This is a genomic window from Kocuria rosea, assembly GCF_006094695.1.
Taxonomy (GTDB): Bacteria; Actinomycetota; Actinomycetes; order Actinomycetales; family Micrococcaceae; genus Kocuria; species Kocuria rosea.
This window is the reverse complement of sequence record NZ_CP035103.1, coordinates 255262-277488: the sequence shown is the minus strand read 5'-3', so window position 1 is coordinate 277488 and position 22227 is coordinate 255262. Positions and strand designations below refer to the sequence as shown.

Annotated in this window: 16 protein-coding genes, 2 pseudogenes and 1 other annotated feature; of the genes and pseudogenes, 8 read left to right on the top strand and 10 right to left on the bottom strand. The window is 67.3% G+C overall.

Annotated elements, in window-relative coordinates:
- Positions 1-110 precede the first annotated feature (110 nt).
- The 5 genes and pseudogenes from EQG70_RS01250 to EQG70_RS01235 all read left to right on the top strand — a co-directional run bounded on the left by EQG70_RS01250 (position 111) and on the right by EQG70_RS01235 (position 4745).
- Entirely contained in the window at positions 111-809 is a 699-nt protein-coding gene (locus EQG70_RS01250) for a DUF305 domain-containing protein (RefSeq protein WP_109268479.1), read from the top strand.
- Between the two features lie 379 nt (positions 810-1188).
- The gene (locus EQG70_RS18045) at positions 1189-1365 is read left to right on the top strand and encodes a hypothetical protein (protein ID WP_167508845.1); all 177 of its coding nucleotides are present in this window, start codon (positions 1189-1191) and stop codon (positions 1363-1365) included.
- Between the two features lie 183 nt (positions 1366-1548).
- Positions 1549-2713 (top strand): annotated as a pseudogene (locus EQG70_RS01245) (IS110 family RNA-guided transposase); the annotation flags it as partial.
- 170 nt (positions 2714-2883) lie between these two features.
- Positions 2884-3606, top strand: coding sequence for a response regulator transcription factor (locus tag EQG70_RS01240; RefSeq protein WP_109269532.1), 723 nt, complete (start codon positions 2884-2886; stop codon positions 3604-3606).
- Positions 3603-4745 (top strand): sensor histidine kinase, encoded by a 1143-nt coding sequence (locus EQG70_RS01235; protein WP_244296637.1) that lies wholly within the window; start codon positions 3603-3605, stop codon positions 4743-4745. The genes EQG70_RS01240 and EQG70_RS01235 overlap by 4 nt, the downstream gene beginning before the upstream one ends.
- Positions 4746-4857: 112 nt before the next feature.
- Here the strand turns inward: EQG70_RS01235 and EQG70_RS01230 are convergent, their stop codons facing one another.
- The 7 genes and pseudogenes from EQG70_RS01230 to EQG70_RS01200 all read right to left on the bottom strand — a co-directional run bounded on the left by EQG70_RS01230 (position 4858) and on the right by EQG70_RS01200 (position 12848).
- Positions 4858-6009: a heparan-alpha-glucosaminide N-acetyltransferase domain-containing protein gene (locus EQG70_RS01230; protein ID WP_232035230.1), complete on the bottom strand. Its 1152-nt coding sequence runs from the start codon at positions 6007-6009 to the stop codon at positions 4858-4860.
- Between the two features lie 602 nt (positions 6010-6611).
- Positions 6612-6788, bottom strand: a pseudogene (locus EQG70_RS01225) (helix-turn-helix domain-containing protein); the annotation flags it as partial.
- A gap of 244 nt (positions 6789-7032) precedes the next feature.
- On the bottom strand, positions 7033-8226 hold the full coding sequence (locus EQG70_RS01220; RefSeq protein ID WP_244296635.1) for a heparan-alpha-glucosaminide N-acetyltransferase domain-containing protein: 1194 nt from the start codon (positions 8224-8226) through the stop codon (positions 7033-7035).
- A gap of 142 nt (positions 8227-8368) precedes the next feature.
- Positions 8369-9603, bottom strand: a protein-coding gene (locus EQG70_RS01215; RefSeq protein WP_244296552.1) for an IS3 family transposase whose coding sequence is annotated in 2 segments (ribosomal slippage) — positions 8369-9324 and positions 9324-9603 — 1236 coding nt in all. Because the reading frame shifts where the segments join, the coding sequence is not laid out codon by codon here.
- Positions 9212-9325 (bottom strand) — a sequence feature (AL1L pseudoknot). It overlaps the preceding gene by 114 nt.
- 448 nt (positions 9604-10051) lie before the next feature.
- A complete protein-coding gene (locus EQG70_RS01210) occupies positions 10052-10426 on the bottom strand; it encodes a transposase (protein ID WP_109268977.1) in 375 nt (124 codons plus the stop codon).
- A 301-nt stretch (positions 10427-10727) separates the two neighbouring features.
- A complete protein-coding gene (locus EQG70_RS01205) occupies positions 10728-11891 on the bottom strand; it encodes a DUF418 domain-containing protein (protein WP_232035229.1) in 1164 nt (387 codons plus the stop codon).
- A gap of 363 nt (positions 11892-12254) precedes the next feature.
- The gene (locus EQG70_RS01200; RefSeq protein ID WP_109268978.1) at positions 12255-12848 is read right to left on the bottom strand and encodes a recombinase family protein; all 594 of its coding nucleotides are present in this window, start codon (positions 12846-12848) and stop codon (positions 12255-12257) included.
- Between the two features lie 302 nt (positions 12849-13150).
- Between EQG70_RS01200 and EQG70_RS01195 the strand changes: the two genes are divergently transcribed.
- Positions 13151-13573 carry a hypothetical protein gene (locus EQG70_RS01195; protein WP_109268979.1) on the top strand — a complete coding sequence of 141 codons (423 nt, stop codon included), beginning with the start codon at positions 13151-13153 and terminating at the stop codon, positions 13571-13573.
- Positions 13574-14472: 899 nt separating this feature from the next.
- On the opposite strand, the gene EQG70_RS01190 is transcribed toward EQG70_RS01195, so the two are convergent.
- Positions 14473-15105, bottom strand: a complete 633-nt coding sequence (locus tag EQG70_RS01190) for a recombinase family protein (RefSeq protein ID WP_109268980.1) — start codon at positions 15103-15105, stop codon at positions 14473-14475.
- A gap of 1893 nt (positions 15106-16998) precedes the next feature.
- Between EQG70_RS01190 and EQG70_RS01185 the strand changes: the two genes are divergently transcribed.
- Entirely contained in the window at positions 16999-17262 is a 264-nt protein-coding gene (locus tag EQG70_RS01185; protein ID WP_035929481.1) for a hypothetical protein, read from the top strand.
- 578 nt (positions 17263-17840) lie between these two features.
- Entirely contained in the window at positions 17841-19058 is a 1218-nt protein-coding gene (locus EQG70_RS01180; RefSeq protein WP_244296633.1) for an NAD(P)/FAD-dependent oxidoreductase, read from the top strand.
- A 383-nt stretch (positions 19059-19441) separates the two neighbouring features.
- Here the strand turns inward: EQG70_RS01180 and EQG70_RS01175 are convergent, their stop codons facing one another.
- Entirely contained in the window at positions 19442-20812 is a 1371-nt protein-coding gene (locus EQG70_RS01175) for an LLM class flavin-dependent oxidoreductase (protein ID WP_109268981.1), read from the bottom strand.
- A complete protein-coding gene (locus tag EQG70_RS01170) occupies positions 20809-22224 on the bottom strand; it encodes an MFS transporter (RefSeq protein ID WP_109268982.1) in 1416 nt (471 codons plus the stop codon). Before EQG70_RS01170 ends, EQG70_RS01175 begins: the two co-directional genes overlap by 4 nt.
- Positions 22225-22227: the final 3 nt, after the last annotated feature.

Here is a 22227-nt window from a genome sequence, read left to right as displayed (position 1 = left end):
GCTACCGTGGACGGATCGGCCCGCCTCGACCCGAGGCTGAGCAGAGCAGAGCAGAGCAAACACCACGATATGCAGGCCCAGCACGGGCTGTTGCGAAGGAGAGGTTCGTCATGACGTCGACGTTCAAGCACCTGGCCGCCGGGACGGCCCTGGCGCTGGCCCTCAGCGGTGCCGGGGCGACCGCGGCGGTCGCGTCCCCGACGCACCAGCCTGCCTCCGCCTCCGCACAGACGGGTGCTGAGCGGCACATGAGCCACGACCGCCATTTCGCCGTGATGATGGTCCCCCACCACCAGGGTGCCACCGACATGGCCGAGCTGGCCCTGGAGAAGTCCGAGCGTCCCGAGATCCGTGACCTGGCGGAGAAGATCATCGAGGCCCAGACCGAGGAGATCCAGCAGTTGGAAGCGGCGGCTCAGCGGCTGGCCGCCGAGAACACCCCGGGACACCACCACCACGGCCACGGCCACGGCCACGGCCACGGCCATGGCCATGGTCATGGCGGCCATGGTCATGGCGGCCATGGTCAGAGCATGAATGCCGACATGCAGGGCGCCATGATGGACGGCATGGACGGCATGGACGGCATGAGCCTCGAGGAGCTGGCGAAGCTGTCCGGGGATGATTTCGACAAGGCCTTCCTCGAGGAGATGATCGCCCACCACCAGATGGCCCTCGAGATGGCCGAGATGGAGCTGCAGATGGGCACCGACCCCGAGCTGCGAGCCATGGCGAAGACGATGATCGAGGATCAACAGACGGAGATCGAGCTCATGCAGGGTTGGTTGGAGGAGTGGTTCGCGGTCTGACCCAGGACTACGCACTGGGCCGTCACCGGCTGGAACGGGCCGACGCCGGGACTTCATGGTCCCCGTCGACCCGTTCCACTGTTGCATCCGCTCTTCCGGTTGAAGTGTTCCAGCCAGCCCAGCGCGGTGCTCCTTGGCGCAGCACCCCAATGGGTGCGCGCCCTTCGCGCAGCCAGCAGCACCCCGCACGATCACCGCTCAACCGTGGGTTTGGCAGCTCCCCCTCGTCTTGCCTCAGGGCGTGGACCCCTCGCCTGGTGGCCTGCCTCACCAATGCGCGCCGTCACCGAGAGAGCCCAGACCACCGAGGTGAACCGCACGGTGGTGGTGGCCGGTCCCGGGCGAGTTGCGTGTGTCGGGACTCGCGGAAGGGCGACACGTGATCTTCTCCGTGCTCGATAGCCATCTCATCGGCCTGGGGCAGGAGATCGTTAACAAAAGCGACCACCGGTTCACCGGTGAGCCCGGCCACGACGAGTCCGCCCCCCGTTACCTTCTTCCTATCTCGTCCGTCCAGCAGGATGGAGGAGTGCTGACCGGCCGGTCCTCGGCATGATCGTTTGCCCCCAGTCATCCATGATCCGGGGGGTGTAGTCACCGAGGACCGGTCCGGTGGTCACGGATCGCTAATAGAGGCAGGGCCCGCTGGTTCAGGGCCTTCGTAACGTGGATGCCGAGCGTGACCACCTCCCGGCCGGCCAGCACGCGCAGATGCCAGTGCAGGAGAGGGGATTCGATCGTGGCGGAGCAACCACTGCCGGCGGTGTTCGTCGGCCTCGACGTCGGCAAGTCCGACCACCACGCCGTGGCCGTGACGAGCACCGGGAAGACGGTCTACGACAAGGCCCTGCCCAACGACGAGACCCGGCTGCGGGCCATCCTCGAGGAGCTGGCCGCCGAGCACGGGCCGGTGCTGATGGTCGTAGACCAGCCGGCCACCATCGGGGCGCTGCCGGTGGCCGTCGCCGAAGCCACCGACCAGGTTGAAGTGGCCTATCTGCCCGGACTGGCGATGCGCCGGATCGCGGACCTGCACCCAGGCACGGCCAAGACCGATGCGCGGGATGCCCTGATCATCGCTGAGGCCGCCCGGACCATGCCCCATACCCTGCGCGACATCCGGGTCGACGAGGCCCAGATCGCCGAACTCGCGGTGCTGGCCGGCTTCGACGACGACCTGGCCGCCCAGATCACCGCCACCTCCAATCGGTTGCGCGGGATGCTCACCCAGATCCACCCCGCCCTGGAACGGGTCCTCGGGCCGCGGGTGACGCATCCGGCGGTGGCCGACCTGCTCACCCGCTACCCGACCCCGGCCAAGCTGGCCGCGGCCGGGCGGGGCCATGCGGGCCCGACTGAAGAAGCACGCACCCCGGCTGGCCGAGGCCCTCACGGAGGAGATCTTCGACGCCCTGGGGCAGCAGAGCGTGGTCGTCGCCGGCACCGAGGCCGCCGCCACCGTCGTCCCGATCCTGGCCGGGCAGCTGGCCGCCTTGATCCACCAGCGCGCCACGGTGGCTACCCAGGTCGAGGCCCTCGTGGAGGCCCACCTCTTCCGCGGTCCTGACCTCGATGCCCGGGGTAGGGGTCAGGACCGCCGCGAGGATCCTCACCGAGGTCGTCGGCAAGGACTTCCGAGATGCCGGGCACCTGGCTTCCTACGCCGGGATCGCCCCCGTCACCCGAAGGTCGGGGACCTCGATCCGCGGCGAGCACGCCGCCAAGGGCGGCAACAAGAGATTGAAGCGGGCGCTGTTCCTCTCGGCCTTCGCCTCGCTCAACCACCCGCCCTCACGGGCGTACTACGACCGGAAACGGGCCCAGGGCAAACGCCACAACCAGGCCGTCATCGCCCTGGCCCGCCGACGACGGACCGACTCTTCGCGATGCTGCGCGACGGCACCTCTACCAAGACCCCACCGAGCCACGAGACCCGTCACCGGTGGCCCTGGCCGCTTGACGAAAACGATAGAGGCACCCCGTTTCGTTCCCGAGGCTTCAGACGCGGTCGCCCTGGGACGCCGAGACCTGCAGCACAGTGTCCATGTCACAGTGATCAACACCGGGAGGACAGATGACGGATCCGCTCACCGGGCGTGTTCTGGTGGTCGACGACGAGGTCGACCTGGCGCAGTTGATCGCGGGCTATCTGCGCAACGCCGGACTTCAAGTCACTTTGCGCCACACCGGCAACGAGGCCGTGGCCGCGGTGCAGGATTTCTCCCCGAACGTACTGGTGCTGGACCTGGGGCTGCCCGGGATCGATGGGTTCGAGGTGTGCCGCCAGGTACGGACCTTCTCCGACTGCCACGTGCTGATGCTCACCGCCCGCGACGACGAGGTCGACAAGATCGTGGGCCTGTCGGTAGGTGCCGATGACTATATGACCAAGCCGTTCAGCCCGCGCGAGCTCGTGGCCCGGGTCCAGGCCATGTTGCGACGGGCCCGCACGGGAGGTGCCGAATCCGCAGCCGGCTCCCTACCAGGGCAGCACGCCCTGGTGATCGGGGAGCTGGTGGTGGACGAGGACTCCCGTCAGGTGCACCTGGGCGGGGAACCGGTGGCGTTGACGAGGATCGAGTTCGACCTGCTCTTGTGTCTGGCGGCCCGCCCGCAGCTGGTGCTCTCCCGCCGGCAGCTGGTGGAGCTGGTCTGGGACACGCACTGGACGGGGGATGAGCACCTGGTGGATGTGCACATCGGGCGGATCCGCAAGAAGCTCGGCGATGAGGCGTCCAGCCCGAGGTTCATCCACACCATCCGCGGGATCGGTTACCGGTTGGGCACCGGACGATGAGCACCACCGTCTCTAGCCGCACCCGGCGCTGGTCCTGGAGCCCGTTGACGGTGCGGTTGATGCTGGCCCAGACCGCGGTGCTGGCCGTCGGGCTGATCATCGTGGTGATCACCGCGGTCTTGGTCGGGCCGAACATGTTCTACTACGAGCTCATCGAGGCCGGCCACGCCAATGAGGCCGACGGGCTGGTGCACCTGGAGGACGCCTTCCGCTCGGTGAGCCTCACCGCCCTGACCATCGGCGGGGTTCCGGCGCTCTACATCGCCGGGATGCTCACCTTCTACCTCTACCGCACGATCGGGCGGTCCCTGACCTCCTTCAGCACCGCCGCACAGGAGGTGGCTGCCGGCAACTACGACGTGCGTGTCACCTCCACCACCCTGGGCCCGGAGTTCGACTCCTTGGCGGGCTCTTTCAACGACATGGCGGCCAAGCTCGACGCCGTAGACACCACCCGCCGCCAGATGCTGGCCGATCTGGCGCACGAGATGCGCACCCCGCTGGCCAGTCTGAAAGGGCACCTGGAGGGCATCGAGGACGGAGTGGTCCAGTGGGATGAACGGACCACCGGCATCCTCTACGCCCAGATCGCCCGGCTGGAGCGACTGGCCCGCGATATCCGCCAGCTCACCGCCGCCGAGGAAGGGATGACCCATCTGCAACTGACCCCCCAGGACCCAAGCCGGTTGGCAGCCCAGGCGGTCGCTGCCGTCCAGCAAGACGCCACCGCCCAGAACATCTCGGTGACCGCTGTCAGCACCGGCATGGAGGTCACACCGGTGCTGGTCGATCGGGAGCGGATGGGACAAGTGCTGGGCAACCTGCTGGAGAACGCCCTGCGCCACACCCCACCCGGCGGTGTCATCACCGTGCGCACCGACCACACCCCGGCGGCGGTCACCGTCACCGTCACCGACACCGGGGACGGCATCGGCCCTGAGCACCTCCGGCACGTCTTCGAACGCTTCTACCGCGCCAACTCCGGCCGGGAAGCCCACCGTGGCGGATCCGGCCTGGGGCTGGCCATCAGCAAGTCCCTCGTCGAAGCCCAGGGCGGGACTTTGGAGGTCACCAGTGAGGGCCCCGGGCGCGGGAGCCGCTTCCAGATCCGACTGCCCCGCCACACGCCCCCGGACTGATCCCAGCGTCATCGCCAGAACATTGTGCGACGGCGACGGCGACGAGCCCGCCGCACAGAGCACGTCTGCTGCGACGAGCACGGCCCGTCATGATGTGCCTGCCGGGGCCGGGCTATCCGTGGCCGTTCTTCGCCGACCTGCCCAGCACCAGCTGGCGGGTGCCTTTCACACTGGTGCTGACCACCTTCTCCAGGGGCCCCTGCCCCAGGCCCCGGTGCCAGGCCACCGCGAACAGCGCCGCGACCGCCAGGTGGACCATGAACCACAGGTAGGGCAGCTCGTAGTGGGCCTCGACGGACAGCGCCACCAGGTGAGCGGTGTAGAGGGTCAGGGTCATCACGCCCATTGCCGATAGCGGCAACAACCATTTCCCGATCTTCGGGCCGATCAGCAGGAAGAGCCCCAGCACCGTCAGGCTCACCCCGAGACTGGCCGCGATCGCCAGCGGGGTGTTGGTGTGCGGGGTGGCGATCGCCAGCCACCACCCGGTGTCCGTGGGCAACGCATCCGGCCCCCAAACCAGCACATCATCCAGCTCGTGCTCGCCCATCGAGGAGGCATCCAGCAACTTCTGGTAGCCGCCGAAGGCATAGAGCAGGACGTAGGAGGTGATTTGGGCGAAGATCGCCAGCCCCACTCCCACCACCACCAGTCGGGCTTGCACCTCAGTCTTGCGCAGGTTCAACCGCCCCAGCCCCAGTCCGACCAGCAAATACGTCATGTACGGCAGGGCCGGGTAAGTCCCGGTCAGCAGCAGCTGGGATGCCGTGGCACCGGGCTGTGTCAGCAAATCCGTGAACGTGGGGTTGTAGGAGACGAATTCGGGCAACGCATCCTGGAGTCCCTGCATCAGCATCGGGGCCACCACCCCGAAGATGGCCGCAGAGATGAACAGCACCTTCGGGCCCGCGTGCAGGAACGGAATCGCCAGCAGGAAGAACACCCCGTAGTAGATCAAGATGTTGTAAGCGGGCGGGTCCTCCGACATCAGCGTCCCGATCCACAACCCCACGATCGCGATCAGCACCGCCCGCACCACCAGGCCGATCCGGTCAGCGGTCATCGTTCTCCCCTCGTGCGGGTGCCGCCCCCCGGAGGTCAGTGCCAACCCCACCCCTGCCAGCAGGGCGAACAGGGCAGCGGAGTCCCCCGAGAACAGCCGCCACGACCAGCTCGCTTCCCCGGTCTCCTCGTTCCAAGCCGGCAGCAGGTGAATGGCCATCAGCCCGATCAGCGCCAGCCCGCGAGCCGCATCGATCCCCACCAACCGGCGTGTGGGCCGCACCACCGCGTCTCCAAGGCCCGCTGGCGGAGGCCCTCCCATCCTCGATCCGGTAGTCATGATTCCCCCTGTTATCAGTGAAGTCCCGGTGCATCCGGGACCGTCTGTCTCCAGGGTGGACGCCTCACTTGGAGTCCTCGTCGCGGGATTCTCAAGGTTCCATGAAGACTCCAAGGTCCATGGGCGATGCAGGAGCTCCTCCGTGCGACCGAAGCGCGGAACGAGGAAAGGCAAACCCAGCGCCGGACCCGCGAGGTAGCCCAGGGTCCGCCGGGTCCCCTGATTCGGACTAGGACACCGCTTCACGTTAAAGACGGGTGCCCCAGTCCTGGGGAGGAATACTGGGGCACCCGAATGTCCGTGCACGAACGGATGAGAACGGGGTGTTCTCATGAGCAAATTATGTCCTCATTGACCCGAGAAACCAGGCCGTAGAGCCCCCGGCGGGCAAGCTTCAGGGAATCTTCATGTCGTCTTGAAGAAAGCTCAACAAATGACTTCGCCTCCAGTCGTCGACCCGTGCGGCCAGCGGCCCCTTGACTGTGACCGAGCTACAGACCACCTCTTCGCGCACCGAAGGAGCCTCAGATCACGGAGGGCAGAAGCTCCCGAATCCGTTGGTAGAGGGTAGCCCTGGACATCCCGCGATCCTTGGCCACCTGCGTGGCCGGTTCCCCCGACTCGATCAGCCGGATGGCACTTCGGATCTCACTGTCCGTAGCGGGTGGGCGCCGTCCGCCCAGATCCTCACCGGCCACCCGGTGCGGGGAACATCTCCCTCCCTGCCCCCGTCTCGGCCATGGGAACGGCTCGTGATTCGCGCCTCTGGCCGCGGATGCCCGGTTGAGGAGATCCTCCCCGGTCTCCACCCCGACAGGGTGCGCCGCCCCGTGTCAACGCCGAGTGAATATTGACCCCTCAGCGCCCGAGGGTCAGTATTCAGACGGCATCGACACCCCGCTGCTGCGCTGCGTGCCTGCCACCTGAGCACACGGCAAGATGCGGTTAGGGAACCGGGGCTGCGGCTTGCCGACGTTTGCCCAGCACGAGCCGGCGGACCGTGCGTACGATCCGGGCGACGACACGCTCGAGGGGGCCTTGCCCGAACGTCTTGTGCCAGATCAGGGCGAAGACCATGGCCACTCCCACGTGGATGAGGAACCACATGGGCTGGTCGTAGTGCAGCTCCGCGGACAAGGCCAGCAGATGGGCGGAGTACACGGTCAGCGTCATCGAACCCATCGCACTCAGCGGCAGCAACCAACTGGCTGTTCCATGGGCCAGCAGCAGAAACAGACCCAGCACCGCCATCGCTGACCCCAGCCCCAACAGCAGGGCCAGCGGGGTGTTGGTGTACGGGCCGGCGACCGCCAACCACCACCAGGTGGTCGTGGGCAGCGTGGGATCGGGGCCCCAGTTAATGATGTCGTCGATCAGCTCCTCGTTCAGGGCCGGGGTTCGGGCCAGCAGTTGGTCGTAGCCCCCGGCCTGCAGGATCAATACCCAGTAGGCCAGCCACGCCGTCACAGCCAATATCGCCCCGAGCGACAGCAACGCCGTCTGAATCTGGACGTCTGCCAGGTCCAGGCGGCCGATCGCCAGTCCGGCCAGCAGATAGGCCAGGTAAGGCAGGGCGGGGAAGGTCCCGGTCAGCAACAGCTGAGCAGTAGTGGCCCCGGGGTTGCCGATCAGGTCGCTCAGCGCCGGGTTGTAACGCTCGACGGTCGGCAGAACATCGCGGAGCAGGTGCATGAGCACCGGACCGGCCAGAGCGAAGAACCCCGCCCAAGCGAACAACGCCCTCGCGGGCAGGGACAGAAACGGAATTGCCAGCAGGAAGAAGGCACCGTAGTAGACCAGGATGTTGACCGCTGGGACCTCGGCGATGGTGTTGCCCGGCATGATTTCGTTGATCGCCAGCCCCAGCCCAGCGATCAGGATTGCGCGCACGGCCACCCCCACACGGTCGGCGGTCATCGTCCGACCGGTGTGTGGTGTCCGGCCACCGGTGCTGAATGCCAGTCCCACCCCGGCCAGCAGGGCGAACAGCGCCGCGGAGCGGCCGGCGAAGACCGTCCACTGCGCGGTGGGCTCGAAGGTGACCGGGTCCCAGGAAGGCATGATGTGGATCGAGATCATCCCGATCAGAGCCATCCCGCGGGCCGCGTCGATCCCCGCCAGGCGCCGTTTACCGGGCACCGTCTCCGGAGTGCTAGAACCGCTAGCTGCAGGAACTCCGGGAGGCTTCGGGGGAGGCAACCGTGCACCGGTCTTTCCCCACGGGGCGCCGCGCGCCGGGCGTCCTTGGAAATTTGTCATGACGAGTTGTCCCGTGACGGGTTCAGTGGAGGCTTGATAGTGCCGCTCCGGCGGTCGCCGGGGCGGTGTGGTGACGATAGTAGGCGTCCTCGAACTCGGCCGGGGGCACGAGCCCGATCTCTCCGTGCAGGCGCCGGTAATTGAACCAGTCGACGTACTCGGCCACCGCGATCTCCAGGTCCTCGATCGACTTCCAGGGGCCCTTGTTGCGAATCAGCTCGGCCTTGAACAGCGAGTTGAACGCCTCAGCGAGGGCGTTGTCGTACGAATCGCCAGTGGATCCCACCGAGGCCACCGCCCCCGCCTCGGCCAGGCGCTGGGTGTAGCGCACCGCGACATACTGAACGCCCTTATCCGAATGATGCACGACCCCGCTGGTGTCATGGCCGTCATGGGATCGGGTCCACAACCCCATCTCGAGGGCGTCCAGAGCCAGGTCCGTGCGCAGGGAGGTCGACAGCTGCCACCCCACCACCCGCCGGGAGAACACGTCAATGACGAAGGCGGCGTATACCCAGCCGGCGAACGTTCTGCAATACGTGATGTCGGCGACCCACAGCCGGTCCGGGGCGGCGGCGGTGAAAGATCGTTCCACCAGGTCCGGGCGGGTCTCCGGTCCGGTGCCGGCCACCGTGGTGCGCGGGCCCTTGGCCCGAATGACCCCACGCAGACCCGCCGCCCTCATGAGCCGGTGCACCGTGCACCTGGCCACCTGATGGCCGTTCCGGCGCAGCTCGGCGTGGACCTTGGTGACCCCGTACACCCCGTAGTTCTCCGCATGCACCTTGGCGATGACCGCGGTCGTGGCCGCGTCGCTGACCGATCGCGCTGAGGGCGGGCGGGTCTTGGCGGCGTAATAGGTGCTCGGGGCGACCTGCAGAACCTTGCAGATCGGCTCGACCCCGTACTCGCCCTTGTGGGCGTCGATGTAGGCCACTACCTGTGGTGTGGGCGGTCGAGCTCCGCCGCGAAGAAAGCCGAGGCCGACCGCAGGATGGCGTTGGCCCTGCGGAGCTCCCGAACTTCTCTTTCGAGCTCGGCCAGCCGCTGGGCGTCATCAGTGGTGGTGCCCGGCCGGTATCCCTCGTCGACCTCGGCCTGTCTGACCCAGTTCCGCAGCGTCTCCGGGTTGATCCCCAGCTGCTGCCCGATCCGCGCCAGCGCCCCGGCCTTCGTCGCTGGGTCCCGTCGGGCCTCCACCGCCATCCGGGTGGCGCGCTCACGCAACTCATCCGGGTACTTCCTCGGTGCTCCCATGACTCTCATCCTTCCGTGGAATGAAAGCCTCCAACAGACCCGTCACGGGACAAGTCGCCCCCTGCGCTGCATCGGCGGGCCCCCTGCCCACCGGACCGAGCTACGGCGCCCAGTACAGGGTTTACTTGAGCAAGGGCGGGTATAGCTGAGGTATACGATTCTTAAGAAGTGCCTGTGAAATCCGATTCGCCTGCCGATAACGACTCGTGCGCGGGGACCACCCATGGATAGCCCTTCCAGAGCCCATCACGACGGAACATGCGGCAGTGGCTTCACAGGGCTGAACCGTGGCTGTCCGGTGGCGCCGGTCAGCCACGGCCCCGCGCATCAGCAGTTCGACGTGATGGCATCCGATGCTTAAGCCGCGTCCGAGCACGAGCTCGGCGTGCACGCGGCGGTTGCCGTAGGCACCCCTGGAACTCGGCACGGATGCGGCTGATCGTCTGGGTCAGCCAGGCGTGGCGGATCTGCCCGGGACGGAGCGGCCGGTTGAGCGAGGCGTCGACACGTCGAGCACGCGGCAGGCGACGTCCACAGGGACGGCTTCAGCCGCCATGGTCGTCACTGCGGCGTAGCGAACTTTTGGAGGCACCGCTTCCCGGACCAGCTCCATGGCCCGTCGGATCGCAGCAAGCTCGGCCTCGAGCTGGTGGATCCGCCGCCTGGCCTCGGTGAGCTCGGCTTTCTCGCCGGTGCTCAGGCCCGGCTCCAGACCCCCGTCGATGCGATCCTGCCGCGCCCAGGTGTAGATCGACTGATCACTGATGCCCCACTCCGCAGCAATCTGAGCTACGGGGCTGCCGGCAACCACCTGATCCAGCACTTTGCGTCGGAACTCGGCCGGGTAGCCTCTGCGTCCCGTGGGAGCCTTTCGGAGTCAAAGGGCCAGAATTCAGTAATCCAACTTCGAGAAACACGCGACAGATCACGACGGCCGCCCGACGGGGTCACTTCAGGACCCTGGAGGCCCCCCCGGACCCGGGCGCGGAGCCGGCTTCTAGATCCACCTGCCCCGACACCCACCCGAGAACTGACATGAACCAACAGCTCTGAGCCGCGCCCGCCCCCGAGAAATCCACCCGCTGTGGCTGGCAGGGCGCGTGAGAGTCTGCCTCGGCTGGTGCTCACATCCGGTGGAGCCAGTGGGAGCGGTAAGGGCGGTGGAGCACGGTGCGGCGGGTCGCTTCCACGCTGGTGCTGAGCACCCGCTCCAGCGGTCCCCGACCCAGTGCTCGTTGCCAGGTCACCGCGAGCAGTGCCGCGACCACCAAGTGGATGACGTACCACAGGTGGGGCCGATCATAGGTGGCCTGGAAGGACAGGGCCACCAGGTGGGCGGTGTACAGGGTCAAGGCCATCGCGCCCATCGCCGACAACGGCAACAACCATGCCCCGAACTGTTGGGAGACCAGCAGGAAGCTCCCCAACACCAGCAGTCCCACACCCAGGCTGGCGGCGATCCCCCACAGAGGGTTGGTGTGCGGGGTAGTGATCGCCAGCGACCAAGCAGTGTCGGTGGGTAAGGAATCCGGGCCCCACACCAGCACCTGCGCCGGCTTGTTCTCGCCTATCCCGCCGGTGGTCAGCGACCGGTCATACCCGCCGAAGGCGTAGGACACGAAAGCGGAAATGGTCTGGGCAGAGATCACCAGGGCCGCTCCCACCGTCAGCAGCCGACCCTGGATCCCCGTATCGCGCAGGTGCACCCGACCCAAGCCCAGCCCAACCAGCAGATAGGTCAGGTACGGCAGGGCCGAGTAGGTGCCGGTCGCCAACAGCTGGAAGGCCGTCCCCGCAGGCTCCTCCATCACCCCGGTGAACGTGGGGTTGGAAAAGGTGTATGCGGGAAGAACACCCATCAGGCCCTGTATCAGCAGCGGACCCACGATCCAAGAGACCGCCGCGCAGACAAACAACGCCGTCGCCGACAGGTGCAGAAACGGGATCGCCAGCAGGAGAAACACCCCGTAGTAGATCAAGAGGTTGTCCGCCGGGGCGACTGCGGGCAGCAACGCCCCGATCCCCAGGCCCACCACGACAATCAGCACCGCCCGCACGGCCACCCCCACCCGATCAGCAGCCAGCCACCTGCCGGTGTGCGGGAACCGCCCCCCGGAACTAAGTGCCAGTCCCACCCCGGCCAGCAGAGCAAACAGTGCCACCACATCCCCCGGGGAGACGAAGTGCGACCAGCTCGATTCCTGGGTCGCATCGTCATACCCGGGCAAGATCTGCACCAAAATCAGCCCGATCAGCGCCAGCCCGCGGACCGCGTCGATGCCGACCAACCACCTCGTGGGCCTGCAGGCACCGCCCGTGGCACCCGCCAGGGCAGGTTCTTCCGTTCTGGACGTCCAGCTCATGGGTCCCCCGATCTCGCAGGCCCGCCCGGCACCCCCAGGGTCCAGAGTCGAGCCGTATCTGAGGTCCCAGCACCCCCGGGACCATCCCGTATTCAGGATCTCTGCTGCACCTGGCGCTCCAGTTGAGCAATCCTCAAGATTCCATGAAGTCCCGCGAGCCCACCGTGCACGTCCAGCACGCTACGGTCGTCCAACGGATCCGCCAGTCGATGCGCATGTGTCCCGGACGATGTCAGGCCCGCGGACGGCGAAGCTGACGCATCACTCAATGCGTCGACGACCGTTCGCTCACATGGTTGTTGGTATCGGCAGCTCACGGATTCGCCGGTAGAGGGTGGCCCTGGACATGCCGAGGTCCCGGGCGACCTGGGTGGCCGGCTCGCCTCCCTCGATCAGCCGGAGAGCATTGCGGATCTGGGAGTCTGTGAAGGTCTGACGCCGTCCACCGAGGTCCTTGCCGGCCGCCCTGCGTTTGGCCACCGAATCGGTTACCCGTTCCCGCTTGATCTCCAGTTCCATCTGGGCCAGGGCGGCCATGACGGTGAAGACCATCGAGCCCATCGGGGTCGCGGTGTCCACATCTCCCCCACCGAGGTTGAGTACCCGCAATCCGGCACCCTCTCCCCGCAGCACTTCCGCGAAGGCCAGCATGTTCTGCGTTGACCTCCCCAACCGGTCCAGCGTGGTAATCACCAGCGTGTCGCCGTCTTCGAGTGCGGCCACCGCCTTGTCGAAGGCCGGACGCGATGCACGCCCTCCAGACACTCCACTGTCCACATACACGTCATCGCGCCGCACGCCGGCATTCAGGAGGTCAGACACTTGGCGGTCTGTGTCCTGCTGCCGCGTCGACACCCGGGCGTAGCCGATCAACTTCCCCATGTCCACCTCATCTGTCTCGCAACTGACGTTGAGTATCCGATTCTAGGGGCATGGATAAAGCACAAGGATGCGAGACACCCGGATCCGCGGAAACATGCGGACGAAAATTTCTGCCACGAGACGTCTCGCATCCCATGGTTTGAAAAGCGGCCCGATGTCACATTACTCAGCCTGCTTCTAGCATTATCGGCCCCGCGCCTACCCTGGTTAATCACCACGGGCCCCCGACCTGCCGGCACTGCCCTGCTCTGCCCCAAGTCGGCGCCGCGAGACCATCCCTCACCTGCGAACAGGAACAACACATGACGACCTCTGCACCTGGAGCCCTGGCCGTCGAGTTGCACCCGGCCTCCCCCACCCAGTGGGCCGCCACCTACTACCCCATGGTGGTCACCCCCGTGGGTCGCTGGGCCGAGGTGACCTGGGATCTGTACCAGCACCTGATGCCCGCCGCTCCTGCCCCGCGGGAGCCGGCACGGTGGCTGGAGGCGTGCAGCCCCGATCCCGATCATCCCTGCTACGCCGGCCACCAGGAGTGGGCCACCGAACTGGCCGCCGGCTATGCAGCCGCACGGGCCGTCCACGACACCGAGGTCATCGAGGAACCCCTCTCGGACCAGGAGACGCAGTTGTTGCGCGAGGACACGCTCGTCGTCCCGGCCGGACAGCTCTCGGAGTGGGTGCTCGACGACCTCAAGGACGAGACCTCGAGCATCGGGGGCTGATCCTGCGCACGGGCCACCCCTTCCCGCCACGCCCGACCACCCCGACCCCTTCTATTCACAAGCGCACATTGTTGTTTCAGGTTGTGAACGCGAACACACCCCCGACATTGCCGCACGCGACGGGAGCGAGCATCCTGGCTTACCAGGGGGACAGGTGATCTGCATCAGACCATCCTCCAGCTTCGGCCGTGTTGACCGGGCGCACCATGGTTCCGGGGGGATCCATGGTGCGCGCCGGATCATGGTCCGCGACGAAGCAGCACGGGGCGGGATGGCCGGGGGGCCACCCCGCCCCTGCCATATCTATCCACGATCTCGCAGCGACGGCAGGCGGATCCGCCCCCAGAAGACGTCGCTCAGCCCAGCCCCCGACTGACGAGTCATCCCCTCGGTCGGGCGGCGCTCTTGTGAGCGACGCTGATCCCAGGGCAACCATCGTCATCGACGTCGCCCCCTGGACTCACTCGGTCATACGCGTCCACCACTGCACGTAGCCTCTGGTCAGCGGCCCTCACGGTGTTTCACGCTGGTGCTGTGGCGGAAAGGCATCTCCCACACAGAAAGCCGGACACCATCCCATGTCCGGCTCTCTGCTTTCCCAGCACAGCGAGGGATTCTCCGCCCAGGAGCAGGACCCGGGTCCTGCCCTTGGCCCATCAGCTCTCCCATCCGGTGGTCCTGCGTAGCACCGCCACCGCAGCACCGGCAGCCCAACGCGCTGCTCACCCATGATCCGAGGCGGTCGAGCAGCCAATGCAGAAGCTCGGGACGGACGTCGGGAACACCGGCGTCGGTGCGGAGGGGATCATCGCCACTAACGCCCGTGACCGTGGGCAGAGCCCAGCCAGCTGGGGATGCTCTTCTGGCTGAGCCCGGACAGTCAGGGGTGTGGTGAGGAGTCAGTCTGTCGGACCAGGGTCGGCTTCGGCGGCGGTGACCGGCCCGGCGGTCACCGACTCCGGAGGCCTCGGCGGCAGGTGACGGTAAAGGGTGGTGCGGGTGATGCCAGTCTTGGCCACGATCTCCGCCATGGTGTGCCCGGACTCGCGCAGATGGGCTGCGTAGGCCAGCTTGTCCGGATCCACCACCGAAGGCCGCCCGATCCGCCGGCCCTTGGCCGTGGCCACCGACCGGGCATGAGCGGCGCGCTCCAGGGTGTAGGTCCGTTCCATCTGCCCGAACAACGCCAGCAGCACCACCGCCAGCTGCGCCATCGGATCATTCGGGTTAGTGGAGTCAACCTTGATCGGGTCCGCCAAGTTGCGCACCCCCACCCCCCGCTCGGCCAGATCGTGGATCAGGTTCAGGGTGTCGCGCACAGTGCGTCCGAGCCGGTCCAGGGTGTGCACCACGATCACGTCGCCCTTCCGGGCGTAAGCCAGGGCCGCGGTCAGTCCGGGACGCTCCGTGGTGGCCCCAGACTTCTTGTCCACATAGATCCGCTCGGGCGCGATCCCGACCTGCCGAAGGGCATCGATCTGCCGGTCGAGGTCCTGTTTGGCCGTCGAGACCCGCGCATAGCCCAATTCCATGCGCCCAGCGTACCGGAAGTCGAATCCGTACGGCCTAACCGGTTCATGGCTTTTGGTCCGAGTTCTGGTACAGGAAACGCCGATCATGCACACCGAGCAAGGATCTCCACGCGGGTCGTCCCACTACCTAGGAAGTGGGACGGTCCTCTGCAGCTCGACGAAGCGTCTCGCATCCTACGGAACGCATGACGGACAGGGTTGTCATGAGCCGCCAAGGCTCAGCCTCGTCTACGGGCGAATCCCGGCCAGAGGGCGTCAGTCGATAAACCGTTGATGGCCCCCAATTCGAGCAGGAGTTCAACGCCCAGCCAACCCCTACCCAAGAAGCTGCGCCGGCATCTGAGCTTCGCGTCAACAATTAACTGATCGCCGTCGATCCCTGGGGATCGATATCGTCGCAGTCCGCTTACGAAGAGCAGCTGAATTCGCGTTCGTTAAACTGCGCCTTCCCATCGACGTAGTGATAGGCCGTTTCATCGGAGCACGAAAAGTCATCAGAGAATACGAATTCAGATGACTCGCGGTTTTGATTTACGTGACCCACCCCGTTCTTCCGGAGCTCTTGTCGGTGGAAGGACGTTTCATAGGAGGATTCGTGTTGACTGCCAGCATTCTTACTGACCCTACCGTTGCTCTGGTAAATGTAGTTGCCGCTCGGCGTTTCGACTTCATTGCTGACCGCATGCTGTCCTAGGCACCCGGATTCGGATTTTTTGCAGTCACGTTTGTCGACAACATCCGCCCCGACCATCGCAGGGGCCATTCCAACGGCAAGCATCGCTCCCGCACTGAGTGCCGCCACATCGATCTTCCTGATTTTTACGAGCACGATTCCCCTAGATCCAGATAGTTTTTCCGACTACGCAGACGGTGCGTGCCCCAGCCGGGATGGGGGCTCGCGAGGAGCCCGCCAACTCCCCCGGCCTCGGCTAGCAGCCCCGGCGTCGGCCATTGGGCCGCCGTGGCCGGCCGAGGTTCGAGCATGCGACCCACGCGCGCTCCGATGCAGTCCAGCTAGGAGCTAGCCACGACTGTCGCCGCGGACGTAGTGGAAGTTCTGCACCACTTCCCGGTCACGTCACGAGCCATTTGTGATACGGGAGTGATTCACTACCTCCCCGTCCGACCTGGACGCAATGGTGTCGTGCTCGGAGTACCCCGAGTCGCCCTCGAACCTCGCGTTGTATTTGAAGGTGAAGTTTCCGCCCGGATTTTCCCCGTAACGGACCACCTGATGAGAGTCTGACGTCCTACTCACCGACGCCCTGTTTTCGTCGCCCTGGCCGCCACCCGGGGCGGCCACCGCCGCCGGTGAGACCGCCATTACCAGAAAGGCGCTGGCGCCGACGACGGAAGTGGCGATCCTCCAATGATTCTTGGACATACTTTTCTCCGATAAGTGATAATTTAGTCTGCCAATATTCCACGCACAGGCCACTCTCCCCCTGTTTACGTAGGGCAAATCACGGGTCAAATGTGGCAGGTGTGGGCGCCGCGAGATCCGCGGGCAAACACCAGCATGAGCAATGCAAGATTCACCTGTCGACCCCCAATAGCAGTTGATATCTGAGCGTTATATTGGTGCGACACCAGACTTCACGTTGCAAGAGTAAAAGACTCATGCGTTTCTTTTAGCAACAGGCATTGGGGGTCCCACGGTGACCTATCCAATTTGCCGTACCTTCCGCGTGACCACGTGGGGAGAGACGAGACTGATGAATCGGCAGGTGTCGACGCGTCATCCGCGTCCTGCCCCGGACCCGGCTCGGTCGCCCCTTCCGGGGCGACCGAGCCGGGCGTAGCGTGGCACGTATTCACCAGCGCCATCTTCACCAGCGCCCTCCCACCATTGGATCGGGCGCGCCCGTCACTCCAGTCCTCGGGGAGACCACTATGGCACTGCTCCTGATCCGGCACCGCGTGGCCGACTACGACGCCTGGCGAAAGGTCTACGACTCCGTCTCGGACGTACCGGCATTCAGCAACATCACCGGCGAGTCAGTGCACCGCATGGTCGATGATCCGGACAACGTGCTCGTGCTCCACTACTTCGATTCGGTCGACGAGGCCCGCGCCTTCACGGCACTGCCGGAATTGCAGGAGGCGATGCAACGCGCAGGTGTCCAGGGTGAGCCGCGCTTCAAGTACTACGAATAGGACTCCCGAGGCGAGCTCAACTGTGGTGCAGGTTCAGCAGTCGCCAGCCCTGGGATGCTGGCCACGCTGCTCGGTGAAGCCGGGAGTCTCCGGTGGCCGGTGGCCGTGTACGGCGAGGGACCGCACAACCTTCAGGGAGGGTGTTTTCAGTTGAAGGGGCACACTGAGACCGCTGCTTGGCGGTGCGGTGAGTTCCTCGGCCGCCCCAACCGGAATCACGAACCCGCGGGGCACCGTCCGGAGTAGCTCAGTGACGATGTGACGGCTCGGGTGCCGCCCAACTTTGTCAGTGAGTGATGGTCCGAGAATCTATGCGCAGAATGCCACCCGACCGGACAGGGTGCGCCGCCATTCATATTCGGCAGAAGGCCGCCACTTCATCCGGACCCTTGGCGGAACAGGCACCGGCATCGCTCCGGCGATCAGCTGTCCCGACCGACAAGTTCCTCGAGTTGGACGTCCTGAGAGCCCCCTCACCCCCTGGATGCTTACCGCCCGGGCGTGGGCGCCGCGGCTCGTGGTCGAATGGTCGGACGGCCCCGATCGGTGCCGTGGAGCCATCCTCGTCCCACGGAGTCATGATGACCACTGCACCCTTGGATCACGCCACTGACGTCCTCGTGATCGGCGGCGGCAATGCCGGGATCTCCCTGGCCGCACGACTGCGCCGCAAGGGCATCACGGACATCGTGATCGCGGAGCCGAAGTCCACGCACCACTACCGGCCGATGCTCTCCTACGTGGGCGCCGGACTGAAGAGCGTGCCGCAGATGTCCCGGGCCCAGCACCGCGTGATGCCCCGCGGCGTGCGCTGGGTCCAGGACCATGTCCAGGCACTGGATCCGGCGGCACGGATGGCCACACTGTCCTCCGGCGAGCACATCGGCTACCGGCACGTCGTGATCTGCGCGGGGTCCACCCCGGACTGGGACCGTGTCCCCGGCAATGCCGAGGCGATGGCCGGCCCGCACGCCTCGACCAACTACACCGTGGAGCTGGCCCCCAAGACCTGGGAGCTGATCCGCGGGCTGCGCCGCGGCCGGGCACTGTTCACGATCCCGGACGGCCCGGCGCCCACGCCGCAGATCGGACAGAAGATCCTCTACCTGGCCTGCGACTACTGGCAGCGCCAGGGTGTCCTGCAGGACATCGAGGTGACCCTGCTGACGCCCACCGCCACCGTGTTCGGCCAGCCGGACGTGGACCGGGTGCTGCAGCCCTGGGTCCGGCGCTACGGCATCACGGTCCTGACGAGCGCCCACGTGCAGTCGATCGACGCCGCCTCCCGCCGGCTGCGGGCCACGATCGAGGGGACGCCGCGGGACCTGCCCTACGACCTGCTGCACCACAGCCCAGTCCACCGGGCCCCGGCCTGGATCGCCGACGCGGGACTGGGCGTCGCGCCGGGCGCGGGCACCGCTTGGGCGGGCTACGCGGACGTGGATGCACAGACCCTGCGCCACCGCCGTGTGCCCACCGTGTGGGCCTGCGGGGACGCTGCCGCACTGGAGACCGCCTCGTCCGGCGGGGCACTGCGCCACCAGACGAAGATCCTCACCGAGAACCTCCTGGCCACCCGTGACGGCCGGGAGCCCACGGCCTCCTACGACGGGTACACCGTGACCCCCGTGACGGTGCAGCGGGGCCGGGCCGTGCTGGCCGAGTTCGACCGGGACAACGAACTGGCGCCCAGCATCCCCGGCGTGCCGCTGCTGGCCCCGACCCGCGCCTCCTGGTTCTTCGACCTCGAGGTCCTCCCCCGGGACTACTGGAACGTGATCCTCCGGGGCTTCTAGCTAGCGGACCATGTGTGCACACATCCGTGGCGCCTCGTTCCCCGCTCCGATGGCACGTGATGGCCCGCGTCCCCAGTCGTCGCGGCACGAGCCGGGAGAAATGAGGGTCGGCAGTCGGGAGACCCCGAGGAGCACAATTCATGCATCCGCACAGGATGGTGCACCGCGATATTACCGTCTGGTACTTTTCGGGTGGCACCGGCCCCCACGCCGGTGCAGCGACCCCCATGATCCGTTCCCCGGCGGTCGGGGGCCGCCTTCTGCGCCTCGGCGCGGCGGAGCGCTCCTGCCCTCTCCCGGGCAGGAGCGCTCCGTGCCGAGGAACCGGGACGGCGGACAGCCGTCCCGGGCCGGTCGAGCGGCGAACCCCAAGAGCCCTGCGGTCACCGGCGGTAGGAGGCCCCGCGGTGGTCGTCGGCCAGCCTCGGCCCGGCGCCCGCCAGCGCCTCGCGCAGCGTCCTGCCGGCGGGCAGAGCCCCGGGCTCCGGCAGCAGGCCGCGGCGCCGCAGCTCCGGCGACACCATCGTGGTGAACCGCTCCAGGTCCGCCGGCCGCACGGCCGCCGAGATGTTGAAGCCGTCCACGCCGGCCTCCTCCCGCCAGCGCTCGAGCTCGTCCGCCACGGTGCCGGGGGCCCCGGCGATGACGGGCCCGCGGCCGCCGATGGCCACGAACTCGGCCAGGTCCCGCACCGTCCAGGTCCGGTCCGGGGACAGCGAGGTGAACGCCGCGAGCGCGGACTGGTTGGCGTCGGTGGCCACGTACTCGAGCGGCGCGTCGGGGTCCGCCCCGGCCAGGTCGACGCCGGTCCAGCCGCCGAACAGGGACAGCGCTCCCTCGATGTCCACGTGCCGGCGGTATCCGTCGAGCCTGGCGTGGGCCTCGTCGTCGGTCTCGGCGACCACCACGGTGGCCATGGCGAAGGTCTTCACGGCGTCCTCGGCCCGTCCCTGCGCGGCCAGTTCGGCCCGGACGCCGTCGGTCCACCGGCGCACGAGCTGCGGGGTGTTGCCGATGAAGAAGATGGCCTCGGCGTGGTCCACGGCGAACTGCTGTCCGCGCTTCGAGGCGCCGGCCTGGAACAGGAACGGGGTGCCCTGGGGTCCGGGGTGGGTCAGCGCCTGGCCGGGCACGGAGAACCAGGTGCCCTCGTGGCCGATGGGATGCACGAGCTCCGGGTCCACGAAGACCCCGGCGCCGGCGTCGGCCTTCACCGCCCCGGGCTCGAAGGAGCCCTCGAGGAGCTTGTACATGACCTCCATGTACTCGTCGGCGCGGTCGTAGCGCTCGTCGTGCGGGATCTGCCGGTCCATGCCCAGGTTGCGGGCGGCGGAGTCCTGGTAGGAGGTCACCACGTTCCACGCCACCCGGCCGCGGGTGAAGTGGTCGAGGGTCGCGAAGGTGCGGGCCAGCAGGTAGGGGGCTTCGTAGGTGACCGAGGCGGTCACCCCGAAGCCGAGCTGCTCGGTGGCCGCGGCCATCGCCGGCACCGCGACGAGCGGGTCGAGCACCGGGTACTGCACTCCCCCGCGGGCCGTGGCCTCTGCCCCGCCGCCGTACACGTCGTAGACGCCGGGGACGTCCGCCAGGAACAGCGCGGTGAAGCCGCCCTCCTCGAGGGTGCGGGCCAGCGACGTCCAGTACTCGAGCGTGTCGAAGCCGGCGACCCCGGCCTCCGGGTGGCGCCACAGTCCCGGTGACTGGTGCACGGGCACCATCATGTCGAAGGCGTTCAGCAGCAGGGGGCGGCTCATACGGTGGTCCTCTCGGGGGTGGGCTGGGTGGCGCTCGCGGCGGCGGGAGTCGCGAGGACCGGGGCGGCCGCGGTCCGGCCGGCGTGCAGATCGGTGAGTTCGGTGCCGCGCCGGTCCCGGGCGGGATCCTTCGCGGCCAGGGCGGCGACGACGGAGAGCACGGCCAGCACGGAGAGGTAGCCGGCGATCAGCCACGGGGTGTCCCCGCCGGCGGCGAAGAGCAGGGCGGCGATCAGCGGCATGAGCCCGCCGCCCAGGACGGTGCCGACCTGGTAGCCGAAGCTCACGCCCGAGTACCGCACGTGCACGGGGAACTGCTCGGCGAACCAGGCCGCCTGCGGTCCGTAGACCGCGTCGTGGACGAGGTTGATGCCGAGGATGACCACGAGCGGCAGCAGGGCGAGCGGGCCGGCCTCGAGGAAGGCGAACAGCACCCAGCCGAAGACGCCGATCGCCGCGTAGGCGGTCACCGAGACGACCTTCCGGCCCACCCGGTCGGACAGCCAGGCCCAGAACGGGGTGGAGAACAGGCCGATGGCCGAGGCGATCATCACCGCGGTCACGCCCGCGGCGCTGTCCCCGCGCACGTCCCGCAGGTAGGTCAGCATGTAGACCGTCACCAGGTAGTAGACGGCGTTCTGGGCCAGGCGCAGGCCGATCGTCACCAGCACCGGGCGGCGGTGGTGGACCAGCAGCTCCCGCAGGGGGGCCTTGGCCACGTTCCCCGAGGCCCGGTGCTCCAGGAACTCCGGGGCGTCGGCCACGCCGAGGCGGATCCACAGGCCCACCGCCACGAGCAGGGCCGAGAGCAGGAAGGGGATGCGCCAGCCGTAGGCGGCGAACTGCTCCTCGCTCATGACGTTCTGCACGATGAAGAACGCGCCGGTGGCCAGCAGCATGCCGGCGGAGGAGCCGATCTGGGTGAAGGACCCGAAGAACCCGCGGTGCCGGGCCGGTGAGTGCTCCACGCTCAGCAGCGCGGAGCCGCCCCACTCGGCACCCGCGGACAGGCCCTGGAGGATGCGCAGGACCACGAGCCCGACGACGGCCCACCAGCCGATCACCTCGTAGGTGGGCAGCAGGCCGATCAGGGTGGAGGCCACGCCCATGAGCAGCAGGGAGGCCACCAGCAGGGCCTTGCGGCCGATCCGGTCCCCCAGGTGCCCGGCGATGATCCCGCCCAGGGGCCGGGCGATCACCCCGACCGCGAGCGTGGCGAAGGACGCCACGATACCGCCGAGCTCGGTGGCCATGGGGAAGAACTGGACGTTGAAGACGAGTGCGGCGGCGGTGCCGTAGAGGTAGAAGTCGTACCACTCGATGGTGGTCCCGGCGAAGGCCGAGGCCAGGACGCGCTTCTTGCCGTGGACGATGCTGCTGCGGCCCGGGGCGGCCGTGGTCGTGGTGCTCATGCG

Coding starts and splice junctions, on each gene's coding strand:
- EQG70_RS01235 (WP_244296637.1), top strand. CDS start 3,603: ATGAGCACCACCGTCTCTAGCCGCACCCGGCGCTGGTCCTGGAGCCCG.
- EQG70_RS01175 (WP_109268981.1), bottom strand. CDS start 20,812: ATGAGCCGCCCCCTGCTGCTGAACGCCTTCGACATGATGGTGCCCGTG.
- EQG70_RS01185 (WP_035929481.1), top strand. CDS start 16,999: ATGGCACTGCTCCTGATCCGGCACCGCGTGGCCGACTACGACGCCTGG.
- EQG70_RS01195 (WP_109268979.1), top strand. CDS start 13,151: ATGACGACCTCTGCACCTGGAGCCCTGGCCGTCGAGTTGCACCCGGCC.
- EQG70_RS01250 (WP_109268479.1), top strand. CDS start 111: ATGACGTCGACGTTCAAGCACCTGGCCGCCGGGACGGCCCTGGCGCTG.
- EQG70_RS01190 (WP_109268980.1), bottom strand. CDS start 15,105: ATGGAATTGGGCTATGCGCGGGTCTCGACGGCCAAACAGGACCTCGAC.
- EQG70_RS01180 (WP_244296633.1), top strand. CDS start 17,841: ATGATGACCACTGCACCCTTGGATCACGCCACTGACGTCCTCGTGATC.
- EQG70_RS01200 (WP_109268978.1), bottom strand. CDS start 12,848: ATGGGGAAGTTGATCGGCTACGCCCGGGTGTCGACGCGGCAGCAGGAC.
- EQG70_RS01170 (WP_109268982.1), bottom strand. CDS start 22,224: ATGAGCACCACGACCACGGCCGCCCCGGGCCGCAGCAGCATCGTCCAC.
- EQG70_RS01240 (WP_109269532.1), top strand. CDS start 2,884: ATGACGGATCCGCTCACCGGGCGTGTTCTGGTGGTCGACGACGAGGTC.